Source organism: Faecalicatena sp., from assembly GCF_058819085.1.
In genome coordinates this window covers 227,804-240,317 of sequence record NZ_JBZUUL010000013.1, presented here as the reverse complement: position 1 = coordinate 240,317, position 12,514 = coordinate 227,804, and the positions used below count along the sequence as shown (strand labels likewise).

The window sequence follows — 12,514 nt, the reverse complement described above, 5'->3', positions numbered from 1 at the left end:
ACGACGAGGTAGATAGGGCAGAGGTGGAAGTGCAGCAATGCATGGAGCTGACTGTTACTAATAGGTCGAGGGCATAACCAAACATGGTGGTAGGAAGATGGATGTTTAAAAATCTTTGTATGTAGTTTTGAAGGTACATCATAATAGATGGGATGAGAGAAGAACGGTATCGTAGTTGATACCGTTTTTTGTATGTCAAAAAAGAAAAATAGGAGAAAAAGCTCCATAAAGAATGAGTGAAATTAATATATTATGAGAATATTCTGAAAACGACTCACATAAGGGCCTGACCCCTTTGAACGACGCCCCCTTTGAAAAAACACTTGACTTGGAGTTAACTCCAGGGAGTATGCTTATTACAAAAGGAGGTCTAAATAATATGAACAGTTTTGTATATGATATTCCGGTCAAGGTTTATTTTGGTGAGAATCAGCTTGGAAATCTGGGAGCTGAGTTAAAGAAATTTGGAAACAGGGTACTGCTGACCTATGGCGGCGGATCGATCAAGAGATCGGGACTGTATGGACAGATTACAGAGGAGATCAAAAAAGCGGGGCTGGAATTATATGAATTGTCAGGAATCGAGCCGAATCCGCGCATTGATTCTGTGCGAAAGGGGGCACAGATCTGTAAAGACGAGCAGATTGATGTACTCTTGGCAGTGGGCGGCGGTTCTACGATTGACGCTGCAAAGTATATAGCGGCAGGGGCATGTGTAGATCATGACCCATGGGAATTTTTTAGCAGGTGGGCTCCGATTGAGAAGGCGCTCCCTATCGTTACTGTGCTGACATTATCTGCAACAGGATCAGAGATGGATCCGGGAGGAGTCATCAGCAATCCAAAGACAAAGGACAAGATCGGAAGACTGGCGCCGCAGCTTCTCCCAAAGGTTTCTTTTCTGGACCCCACCCTTACATATACGGTCGACGCTTACCAGACAGCCTGTGGTGCAGCAGATATGATGTCCCATATTATAGAAGTGTATTTTAATATGGAACAAGATCTTTACATGCTGGACTGCTTTATGGAGGGGCTAATGAAGACGATCATTAAGTTTGCACCGATCGCCATGAGAGAACCGGATAATTATGAGGCACGGGCAAACCTGATGTGGGCTTCCAGCTGGGCCATCAACGGGTTTGTGAATGGTGGAAAACAACAGGAGTGGAGCTGTCATCCGATGGAGCATGAAGTTTCCGCAATTTATGATATTACTCATGGGCTGGGCCTGGCGATCCTGACACCGAGGTGGATGGAGTACTGTCTCGATGAGTCTACAGTTTCAAAGTATGTTCAGTTTGGGGTAAATGTATTCGGAATCGATGCCTCTCTGCCGACTATGGAAATAGCGCAAAAGAGCATAGAAATGCTCAAAGATTTTCTATTTAAGACATTGGGCTTGAAGAGTAGTTTTAAAGAAGTAGGAATTAATGATTCTGATTTTAAGATCATGGCGAAAAAAGCATGCGGTGACGGAATTTTGGAAGGTTTCAAGCCACTTGGGCAGAAGGACATCGAGGAAATATTTAAAATGTGCCTGGAGTAGAAGCTGCGTGACAAACTGTGCAGGAGCAGATATAATAGAAAAGCAGGAACAGATGAATGGGCATATCTGAATCGGGTATGCCCATTGCATATGCAGTACAAAGAATTAAGTTAAGAAAATTGAGGTGGCAATAGATGGAAGCACGCGATGTGTTGGAAAAAGTAAAAAGCGGTGAGATCTCTGTGGAGGATGCCTGTCAGTATTTTCGGCGTGAGCCATTTGAGGAGATGGGATATGCGAAACTGGATACCCATAGAAAGTTGAGGAGTGGTTTTCCAGAGGTCGTGTTCTGCAGCGGAAAGACGCAGGAGCATTTGCTGCACATATTTAATAAGCTGTATGAAGAGGAGGGGGAGGTGTTCGGCACCAGAGCATCACAGGAACAATTTGAGTTCTTGAAAACCAGACTTCCGAAGGTACAGTACGATCCTCTTTCCAGGATCTTAAAGATCGAGGAAAAAGAGAAGCAGCATATAGGAAAGATCGCGGTCTGTACGGCAGGCACAGCGGATATCCCGGTGGCTGAGGAGGCCGCTCAGACAGCCGAATATTTTGGCAGTCAGGCAGAGAGGATCTATGATGTAGGGGTCAGCGGTATCCACCGGTTAATGTCCCGCCTGGATGTGATACAGAGTGCAAACTGTGTGATCGCAGTGGCAGGTATGGAAGGGGCGCTGGCGAGTGTACTCGGTGGGCTTGTGGATAAGCCAGTGATCGCAGTTCCTACCTCGGTAGGCTATGGTGCTAACTTTCATGGGCTGTCAGCTCTGCTGACCATGATCAACTCCTGTGCAAATGGAATCGCAGTCGTAAATATTGATAATGGCTATGGTGCGGGCTATATTGCAACACAGATCAATCGATTGGGGGAAGGAAAATGAGCAGGACACTATACTTAGAATGCAGCGCAGGAATCAGCGGGGATATGATGGCAGCGGCACTTTTAGATCTGGGAGCAGATCAGGAGGTACTGAAAAAGGCTCTAAAAAGTCTGCATGTCTCCGGCTATCAGATAGAGATCAGCAGAGTTTCAAAGAATGGCCTGGATGCCTGTGATTTCAATGTAATACTGGATAAAGAGCATGAAAATCACGATCATGATATGGAGTATCTCCATGGTTTAGAAGACGGGCATGGGCATAGCCATAGCCATGAGCAGTCTCATAGGCACACTCATGATCATGTACATAGAAACTTAAAGGATATCCTGGCTGTCATCAACGATTCAGAAATATCGGACTCAGCTAAGAAAACTGCCGTCCATATTTTCGAGATCCTGGCAGCGGCAGAAGCAAAGGCACATGGAGTATCCGTGGAGGAGGTACATTTCCACGAGGTAGGAGCTGTAGATTCCATCGTGGACATCGTGGCCGTGGCAGTCTGCCTTGATGATCTTGGGATTGATAAAGTCATCGTGCCCATCCTGAATGAAGGCTTTGGTTACATCCGCTGCCAGCACGGTATGATTCCGGTACCGGTGCCTGCCACGGCAGCCATCGTGCAGGCATATGGCCTGTCCCTTCATTTAACAGGGATCGAGGGAGAGCTTGTGACGCCTACCGGAGCAGCCATTGTGGCAGCCATACAAACAAGCGATAAGCTGCCCGAAAAGTTTACCATTCAGAAGATCGGAATCGGTGCCGGAAAACGTCAGTATGAGCGTCCCAGCCTTCTTCGGGCGATGCTGATCAGTTCCCGGGAGGCACAGGAGGACTGCATATACAAGCTGGAGAGCAACATCGACGACTGTACCGGGGAAACGCTAGGGTACGTGATGCAGAGGCTTTTTGACGCGGGCGCGAGGGACGTCCATTATATGCCTGTATTCATGAAGAAAAACCGTCCGGCCTATCAGTTGAATGTCATCTGCAGCGAGGAGGATATTGAAAAGCTGGAAGAGATTATTTTTATGGAAACAACGACCATCGGGATCCGCAGGCAGAGGATGGAGCGCAGCGTCTTAAATCGGGAGATAAAAGAGGTGCAGACCTCCATAGGGATGGCGAAGGTGAAGATCTGCAGTCTTTCTTTAGGGCAGAGGATTTATCCGGAATATGAAAGTGTCATAGAGCTTTGCCAAAAAAGCGGACTTTCCTGGCAGGAGGTTTATGCGCTGATCAGGAGGGAAGTACATGGACAATAAAAAACAGAAATTTTTAGCGCAGATGGATCAATATACAAAAGAGGATATGGCGGTGGCATTTTCAGGAGGGGCGGACAGCAGTCTTCTTTTAAAAGCAGCTTGTGAGTCGGCTGTTAAAAACGGCAGTAAGGTGTACGCTGTGACAATGCAGACACAGCTGCATACGATGGAGGATCTGGAGGCTGCTAAGAGATCAGCCGAAGAAACAGGTGCCTGCCACATCATCCTTTATGTGGATGAATGGAAGGAGGCAGGAATAGAAATGAATCCGCGGGATCGCTGTTACCGCTGCAAAAAGCTTTTGTTTACCAGGCTTCTTGAGAAGGTGGAGCAGCTGGGAGTTCATACTGTCCTTGAGGGAACAAATGCGGATGATCTAAAAGCTTACCGCCCTGGGATCAAAGCAATCCGCGAGCTGGGGATCAAAAGTCCTTTAGCCGATGCCGGGTTTACCAAGAAGGAGGTAAGAGAGCTTGCTTCTTCTTATAGGATCTTAGCAGCAGACCGTCCGGCATCTCCCTGCATGGCAACACGTTTTCCCTATGGGACAAGGCTTACCAGGGAAAAGATGGAGGCAGTCCATCAAGGAGAGATGTATATCAGGTCTCTTGGATTTTACAATGTCAGACTGCGTGTGCAGGAGGAATCAGTGCGGATCGAGGTAGATCTAGATTCGCTGCAGAAGGTACTTGCACACAGAGAGGAAATAATAAAGTTTTTAAAGGCGCTGGGATATCGATATATCACACTTGATCTGGAAGGCTTCCGTTCAGGCAGTATGGATGATGAGAAGCAGTCAGATACCCAGTAAAAGGGGGGATGGAGAATGACGATCACTGAAGTAAGCAAAAAGTATGAGATCACACCGGATACACTCCGTTATTATGAAAGAATAGGCCTGATCCCGCCGGTTCCGCGGACAAAGGGCGGAATCCGGGATTACGATGAAGAATCCTGCCGCTGGATTGAATTGATGAAATGTATGCGCAGGGCGGGAGTGCAGATCGAGGCACTGATCGAATATGTGGCCCTTTTCAAGCAGGGGGATGAGACTCTGGATGCAAGAAAGAAAATTCTGATCGAGCAGCGTAATCAGCTGGCCGACCGCATGGAAGATATGCAGGCATCCTTAGAGAGGCTGAACGAAAAGATCAGGCTGTATGAGTCGGGGCTTATGAAGACAGAAAACCTCTTGAAATAATAGCATGAAACGAATAAAATGATACCAGGAGGAACAGGAATGAGTGAGCGCGTTATAATAAAAAGTGAGGATGTCGTTGGTTTGATCCAGCGTACCCTGAATGAGGTAGATCCAAGGCTTGTGGAGCATGGAATACGTGTGGCACTCCTGGTATCAGGAATGCTCAAGGCAGATGAAGGATTTACACAGAGAGAAGTACAGGAGATATGCATGCTGGCTGTGCTGCATGATATCGGAGCCTATAAGACGGAGGAGATCGACCGTCTGGTGCAGTTCGAGACCAATGATGTCTGGGAGCACTCGATTTATGGATATCTGTTTCTGCGTCATCTCTCCCCACTGGATGACTGGGCGGAGGCTGTTCTCTATCACCATGTCCCATATGACGAGATGCCTTCTGCAAGGGAAAAGATCCAAAAGGCAGCACAGATGATCAATCTGGCGGACAGGCTGGAGATCTTTAGCAGAGGAAGAGGGGGAAAACGGACAGCAGAAGAGATGCCAGAGGCAGCCAGGGAGTATTTATCAAGGAGGCCTAAGGGACAGTTTTCAAAATCGGTCATACAGTGTTTTTGGAAGGCCCAGGACAGGTTTGATCTGTTTGACAGGCTGAAACAGGAGAAGCTTGATGTTCAGGAGGTATTTCCGCGGGTCAGCTTTACCAAAGCACAGCGCGCGGAATATCTTAAGATGATCGCCTATGCGATTGATTTCCGCAGTGAACATACAGTGACCCATACGATCACCACAACGAATATCAGTGAATATTGTGCCAGATTCATGGGGCTTTCGAAAGAGCGGATCGAGGATATCCGCTATGGGGCAATGCTGCATGATTTAGGAAAGATCGGGATTCCGGTCGAGATTCTGGAATATCCTGGAAAGCTCAGTGCCCAGGCTATGAATATCATGAGGACACATGTGGATATTACGGCAAGGATCTTAGGCGGGGCAGCGGCAGAGAATGTCACAAGGATCGCCCTCAGGCACCATGAAAAAATAGACGGGAGCGGCTATCCCCTGGGATTAAAAGGGGAAGATATGACATTGGACGAAGAGATCGTTGCGGTATCCGATATTGTCAGTGCGCTGATCGGGACACGCAGCTACAAAGCCGCATTTACAAGGGACCGCACCATATCCATAGTGGAAAATATGGCTGAGGAGGGTAAGCTGAATCCCAAGATCGTATCGGTGATGAAAGAGCACTTTGACGAGATCATCGAGGAGGTATCTAACTGCTGTGCTCCGATCCTCCAGAATTATTATGGAATCCAGTCGGAATACCGCAGGCTTCTGGTGAAATTTCTGTAAGGATCAGGAACGAAAAGTGCAAGCTGGAAATCAAAAATTTAACCTTGTTTCTGTCTGGACCTTACAAGCAGGACCACAGAAAAAATAGTCACCAGTGCTTCGGCAGCGGGGACGGTCAGCCAGATCCCGGTCAGCCCCAGAATGGCAGACAAAAGGAATGCCAGCGGGATCACAAGCAGAAATCCCCTGAGGCAGGAAATCAGGAATGCATTTCCCGGGCGGTCAATAGAACTGAAATAGGCGGCTGTGATAATGTTGATCCCCACAAACAAGAATGCAGTGAAGTAAATATGCATCCCTTCTACCGCGATCGCATGGAGAGCGGTATCGTTTTCTTTATTAAAAAGTTCTACGATCGGATCAGAAAAAAGGAATGTGCATCCGTAAGACAGCAGCGCAAAGAGTATGGAGGCCGTCAGTGCATACCGCAGTACTTTTTTTATATTGGAAGCTTCCCTCTTCCCGAAGCAGCTGCTCAAGACTGGCTGTATCCCCTGGGAGATCCCTGTGAAAATGGAGATCAATACCAGAGCGATATTAGCAAGTATCCCATAAGCTGCAACGCCTAAGTTGCCGCTGTCCTTTAAGATCAGCATGTTAAAAATGATCATGACGATCCCGGATGAGACCTCCACGATCAGGGATGAAACACCCAGCGAACAGATATCCCTGATGCTTTTCAGGTGCATCCTGGTACGGCAGAAATAAAAGTGGTTCTCTTTTCTGATAAAATGCCGGGACAGGATCAGCATGCTTACGATGGGAGCGATTCCTGTAGCCAGCGCCGCTCCTGCCATTCCCAGTTTAAGCGGAAAGATCAGGATATAATCCAGGATGATATTAGACAGGCTTCCCAGCAGCATGGCAGTCATAGAAAGCTGAGGCTTTCCGTCGTTGCGGACAAAGGCGATGAGCAGATTATTCATCATGAACATCGGTGTAAATAAAAGAAGGATCCGCAGGTAAACACCGGTCAGCGGAAGAATCGTAAAATCCGCCCCCAAAAGAGCTGCGAGCCGGTAAGGAAAGAAAAGCCCGGCGATAAAAAAGATTGATGCAAGACCCAGCATGAAGCAGAAAGCCTGTGTAAAAATGCTTTTTCTGGCAGTCTGATCCCCGCTGCCTCCTGCAATGGAAAAGCGGGTGGCACCGCCGATTCCCACCATCAGTCCCAGCCCATTTAAGAAGCTGTAGACCGGGATCGCAAGGTTTAAGGCTGTCAGCCCATCGGCCCCGACTCCTCTGGCGATGAAGAAAGTGTCTGCAAGAATGTAACAGGAAAGCCCGATCATCCCTAGGATATTGGCAGAAACATATTTGAAAAAGGTGCGTAAAATAGAAGTTGTCTGGTTCATGGAACTATCCCCCTGTTTTTTTGGTATCATTGATTCAGAGCAGCCCGGCAGCACTTTCGGTGGTGCGTGAGGGCTGAATATTAAAAAAGCATCCGCTTCCCTATACCTTCTAAGGCCTACCGGTATAAGGGGCGGATGCTTATGGATTCCCTACCCGGCGGCAGGGACAAGCATTCATTTTTGGTTGCGAAGGTTATACTAGCATAGATTTGGAAAGAAATCAATGCTTTTCTGAAAAGAGATTTCGGTGTAAAATAAAAAGGCTTATATGAAAATGCTGCAGAGAATCATTCAGGCCATACGGCAGAAGAAGAAAAAAATATACCATGAAAGAGGGAAGATAAATGAATAAGAAAGAAGTACTGGAGATCAGAAAACAGTTTACACCGGCAAACTGTGCTATCACCCGGATCTGCGGGTGCTATGTAGATCATGAGAAGAATAAAAAAATGGAGTCTAAGGATGCATTCCTCTCGTTACCTGAGGAAGAGGCATTTAAGTATTTTGACATTTTTAAAAAGACATTGTCCGGGACTATGGGACGTAATATGTTGAATATGGAATTCCCGCTGGACGCTGAGATGCCGGGAGGAACGCAGGAATTTTTATTAAAGCTCAGGGACAGCAAATTGGAAGATGATATTTTATTGGAAGAATTTTATGATAAAGTCATCGAAAGTTACATATATGAGGAGAATTATTATATCGTCCTGATCCATGCAATGTATGATATTCCCGGGAAATCATCCGACGGGATCGAGATGTTTGATGCTTCTGATAATGTATATGAATACCTGCTCTGCAGTATCTGCCCGGTCAGCCTTTCCAAGCCGGGGCTGTGTTATAATGCGGAGGATAACCGCATCCAGGACCGCATCCGTGACTGGATCGTGGATATGCCGGACAAGGGATTTATCTTCCCCGCATTTACGGACAGGAATATGGATCTCCACGGAGTTCTGTATTATACGAAAAAATCTGAGGATCTGCAGGAAGAATTTATTGACCAGGTATTAGGGGCCAGGATGCCGATGTCTGCGGAGACGCAGAAGGAGACCTTCCAGATGCTGATCGAGGATACACTGGGAGAGGACGGCGATTATGTGACGGTCCGCAATATCCATGAGACGCTCAATGAATTGATCGAGGAGCATAAAGAAGAACCGGAGCCGCTTGCATTGGATAAGACGGATGTAAAGAAGATCTTTGAAAAGAGCGGTGTGCCGTCTGAAAAGATGGAAACCTTTGAACAGACTTTTGAGGAGACGGCGGGGGAGAAGGCCTCCCTTTTAGCTGCTAATATTACGGAGACGCGGAAGTTCAATATTGAGACGCCGGATGTTGTGATCAAGGTCAACCCGGAGAGGATGGATCTTGTGGAGACCCGTATGATCGACGGAAGGCAGTGCCTTGTGATTGCGGTAGATGACCACATCGAAGTCAACGGTGTCAATGTCAGGACAATGAAGGCTCCGGGGAGCATTCAGGTCGTGAATCAGGACGAAGAAGAATAAAGATCAGAAAAGAAAAAGCCATGTCGGAGGGGAGGAAACCCTCTGACATGGCTTTTTTGGAAAAATGTCCCAATGACAGGGGCAGAACACCTCCACCTTGTGGTGAAAAAGTATACCCGGATGGAAGAAGGTAATATTCCTGCTTAGGATAGTTCGGAATAATGTATAGACTAAGACCCTAACAATGATTGAAAAATTGTTTAAAATGTGGTATTGTTAAAATATGGACAATGAGAGGGCAGCGCGAAGTGACAGAAGGCCCTGGGGCATGGGGAATGTCTAAAAACAGTGTTGTCCGGGAAAGGAAGGTATAAGGCATGATTTATTGCGGAAAACATTTATTAACAGGAGACGGTAAGACACATTTGACAGATGCAGCAGTTGTTGTGAATGAGGAAGGCAAGATTCAGGATGTGGGTGCGAAGGCGGATATGGTGCAGAAGTATCCGGGCGAGGAAGTAAAGGATTACGGAGATGTGACACTTCTTCCGGGACTTTGTGATATGCATGTACATTTTGGATATTATTACAGCCAGCCGGATCAGTACAATTTCGATGATTTTATGATCGCTTACTATGCACAGGAGCAGGCTAAGATCGCATTGAGCCTTGGTATCACGACGGTGCGTGACCTTTCTTCACCACATAATCTGTTGAAGCAGCTTCGTCTGGCTGGTGAGAAGGGCTACTGCAGGGTCCCAAGGATCATCCATTCTGATGCAGGTATGTGCATGACTGGCGGACACGGATATGATGACGGGATCGAACAGGTAGACGGCGAATGGGAGATCCGCAAGGAAATCAGAAAGCAGATCCGCGACGGTGCTGACTGGGTGAAGATCCTGACCAGCAACCGCACAAGTATTCCGGAGTTTACCCAGGAAGAATTGAATGCGGCTGTGGATGAATCACACCGTGTGGGAAGAAAATGTGCGGTACATGCAGGACTGCAGCCGGCACTTCAGATGTCTATCGACGCTGGCTTTGATACGATCGAGCACGGTACTTTCCTTACATATGAGCAGGTGAAACAGATGGCAGCTAACGGACAGGCATGGGTACCGACCATGACTGCTTACACCGTACTCTATGAATTCTGCAAGGAGAAGATTGAAGCAGGATTCAACAAAGGCGACAGAATCGCAGCAAAGGCGATCAAGGATATGGCATTTTTTGAACCGGCTTACAATGCATATAAAGATAACTTTAAGAAGTTCTATGATACAGGAGTTACAGTCTGCACAGGAAGTGATATGGTTCTGTATGAGGCACCTCCGCTTCCGATCAACCGTGAGATGGAATTAATGGTTGAATATGGGATCACACCGATCCAGGCAATTGAAACTGCTACATCCAACCCGGCGAAGGTGCTTGGCATGGAAGACACAATGGGACAGTTAAAACCAGGCCTTGAGGCAGATATGATCGTTGTGAAGGGCAATGTGGCAGAAGATATCAAGGCTGTGAATAACTTAGTAGATGTATATATGAGCGGTGAATTAGTTTACGAAAATAAATAAGAGATAGAAAGCGGGGCATATGAAGATGAATGTTACAGAGCGTGTTGCAGCATTGCGCAGGGTGATGGCAGAAAAAGGAATCGATGCATACATGATCCCATCGGCTGATTTCCATCAGAGCGAATATGTTGGAGAATATTTTAAGGCAAGAAGATATATCTCAGGATTTACAGGTTCAGCGGGTACCGTAGTTATTACACAGGATGACGGCGGACTGTGGACAGACGGAAGATATTTCATCCAGGCAGAGGCCCAGTTAAAAGGAAGTCCGATCCGCCTGTTTAAGATGAATGAAGAAGGCTATCCTACAGTAGAAGAATATCTCGCAGATGTGGTTCCAGAGGGCGGCACAGTTGGCTTTGACGGACGTGTGATCCCGGTTGTGGAAGGAAAAGCCCTTGAGGAAGCATTTGCACAGAAGCAGATCAAGATGCATGACACAGAAGACCTGATCGACCTGATCTGGGAAGACCGCCCGCCGATGTCAGAAGAAAAGGCATTTCTTCTGGATGTAAAGTATGCAGGGGAATCCTTTGAGGAGAAACTGGAAAGAATCCGTAAGATCATGCGGGAGAACGGGGCGGATGTCCACGTGATCGCAACTCTGGACGAGGTGGCATGGCTGTTTAATATCCGCGGAAATGACGTTGTATATACTCCGGTCATTTTAGGGTATGCGGCAGTTACATTGGATGATGTATACTTGTTTATGGATGAGAGAAAACTCAATGATGAGATCATAAAGTCCTTTGGAAGCGCAAGGGTAGAGATCCGGCCATACAATGATGTTTACGATTATGTAAAGAGCCTGTCTGAGGACCAGGTTATTATGATCGACCCTGAGAGAATGAACTATATGCTTTACAAGAGCATTCCGGCAGGGGTTGCCAAGGTGGAGACAGAGAACCCGGCTGTTCTGATGAAGGCGATGAAGAATGATGTAGAGATCGCGAATACAAAGAATGCTTACATCAAGGACGGTATCGCTTGTACCAAGTTTATGTACTGGCTGAAGACCAACGTGGGCAGGATGAAGATCACAGAGATCTCGGCTGCGGATGAACTGGAACGTCTGAGAAAGGAGCAGGACGGTTTTATTGATCTGAGCTTTGAGACGATCGCAGGTTATAAAGAACATGCGGCAATGATGCATTATGCAGCAACACCGGAGTCTGATTACGAATTAAAACCAGAAGGAATGCTGCTTGTGGATTCCGGCGGACACTACTATGAAGGAACTACCGATATCACAAGAACCTATGTGTTAGGTGAACTCAGTGAGGAGTTAAAGACACAGTACACAACAGTTTTACGTTCCATGATCGACTTGTCCATGGCAAAATTCCTCTATGGATGCCGCGGATATAACCTGGATATCCTGGCGAGACAGCCGGTTTGGGATTTAGGGCTGGATTTCAAATGCGGAACAGGACACGGAGTTGGTTACATCCTGAGCGTTCATGAAGGACCGACAGGATTCCGCTGGTATATCGTGCCGGAAAAACATGAGACACATCCGTTTGAGGAAGGCATGATCATCACAGATGAGCCTGGAATCTATATTGAAGGCTCCCATGGAATCCGTACAGAGAATCAGCTCATTGTCAGAAAGGCAGAGAAGAATGAAAACGGACAGTTCATGGTCTTTGAGAATATCACCATGTCTCCGATCGATCTGGACGGAATCAATCCTGAGCTTCTGACAAAGAGGGAGAGAGACTACCTGAATGCTTATCACAAACAGGTGTATGATGTGATCGGGCCTCACCTGACAGAAGAAGAACGTGAGTGGCTCAAGGAGTATACAAGAGAGGTCTAAGCCCATAGAAAAAACGGCTTAGAAGATACCACACATAAAATAGACAGGAAGCAGCAGAGCGTTAATGAGAAGGGGTGCATAAGAAATACTTGGGCACCC

General features: G+C 47.0%; 10 protein-coding genes. 9 read left to right on the top strand and 1 reads right to left on the bottom strand.

The window, feature by feature from the left end:
• Window positions 1–379: 379 nt before the first annotated feature.
• The 6 genes from AC4OGX_RS07325 to AC4OGX_RS07300 all read left to right on the top strand — a co-directional run bounded on the left by AC4OGX_RS07325 (window position 380) and on the right by AC4OGX_RS07300 (window position 6,207).
• A complete protein-coding gene (locus AC4OGX_RS07325; protein ID WP_493329477.1) occupies window positions 380–1,549 on the top strand; it encodes an iron-containing alcohol dehydrogenase in 1,170 nt (389 codons plus the stop codon).
• A gap of 134 nt (window positions 1,550–1,683) precedes the next feature.
• A complete protein-coding gene (gene larB, locus AC4OGX_RS07320) occupies window positions 1,684–2,430 on the top strand; it encodes a nickel pincer cofactor biosynthesis protein LarB (RefSeq protein ID WP_493329476.1) in 747 nt (248 codons plus the stop codon).
• Window positions 2,427–3,692 carry a nickel pincer cofactor biosynthesis protein LarC gene (gene larC, locus AC4OGX_RS07315; protein WP_493329475.1) on the top strand — a complete coding sequence of 422 codons (1,266 nt, stop codon included), beginning with the start codon at window positions 2,427–2,429 and terminating at the stop codon, window positions 3,690–3,692. The genes larB and larC overlap by 4 nt, the downstream gene beginning before the upstream one ends.
• Window positions 3,682–4,503 carry an ATP-dependent sacrificial sulfur transferase LarE gene (gene larE, locus AC4OGX_RS07310; protein ID WP_493329473.1) on the top strand — a complete coding sequence of 274 codons (822 nt, stop codon included), beginning with the start codon at window positions 3,682–3,684 and terminating at the stop codon, window positions 4,501–4,503. The genes larC and larE overlap by 11 nt, the downstream gene beginning before the upstream one ends.
• A 15-nt stretch (window positions 4,504–4,518) precedes the next feature.
• The gene (locus tag AC4OGX_RS07305) at window positions 4,519–4,893 is read left to right on the top strand and encodes a MerR family transcriptional regulator (protein ID WP_493329471.1); all 375 of its coding nucleotides are present in this window, start codon (window positions 4,519–4,521) and stop codon (window positions 4,891–4,893) included.
• A 39-nt stretch (window positions 4,894–4,932) separates the two neighbouring features.
• Window positions 4,933–6,207 carry an HD domain-containing phosphohydrolase gene (locus AC4OGX_RS07300; RefSeq protein WP_493329469.1) on the top strand — a complete coding sequence of 425 codons (1,275 nt, stop codon included), beginning with the start codon at window positions 4,933–4,935 and terminating at the stop codon, window positions 6,205–6,207.
• Window positions 6,208–6,245: 38 nt separating this feature from the next.
• Here AC4OGX_RS07300 and AC4OGX_RS07295 read toward each other — a convergent pair whose 3' ends face one another.
• Window positions 6,246–7,562, bottom strand: coding sequence for an MATE family efflux transporter (locus tag AC4OGX_RS07295; RefSeq protein WP_493329467.1), 1,317 nt, complete (start codon window positions 7,560–7,562; stop codon window positions 6,246–6,248).
• A gap of 344 nt (window positions 7,563–7,906) precedes the next feature.
• Between AC4OGX_RS07295 and AC4OGX_RS07290 the strand changes: the two genes are divergently transcribed.
• The 3 genes from AC4OGX_RS07290 (at window position 7,907) to AC4OGX_RS07280 (ending at window position 12,415) form a co-directional block, all read left to right on the top strand.
• A complete protein-coding gene (locus AC4OGX_RS07290) occupies window positions 7,907–9,076 on the top strand; it encodes a DUF4317 domain-containing protein (protein ID WP_493329466.1) in 1,170 nt (389 codons plus the stop codon).
• 317 nt (window positions 9,077–9,393) lie between these two features.
• Window positions 9,394–10,596: an amidohydrolase family protein gene (locus tag AC4OGX_RS07285; protein WP_493329465.1), complete on the top strand. Its 1,203-nt coding sequence runs from the start codon at window positions 9,394–9,396 to the stop codon at window positions 10,594–10,596.
• Window positions 10,597–10,621: 25 nt separating this feature from the next.
• Window positions 10,622–12,415, top strand: coding sequence for an aminopeptidase P family protein (locus tag AC4OGX_RS07280; RefSeq protein ID WP_493329487.1), 1,794 nt, complete (start codon window positions 10,622–10,624; stop codon window positions 12,413–12,415).
• Window positions 12,416–12,514 lie beyond the last annotated feature (99 nt).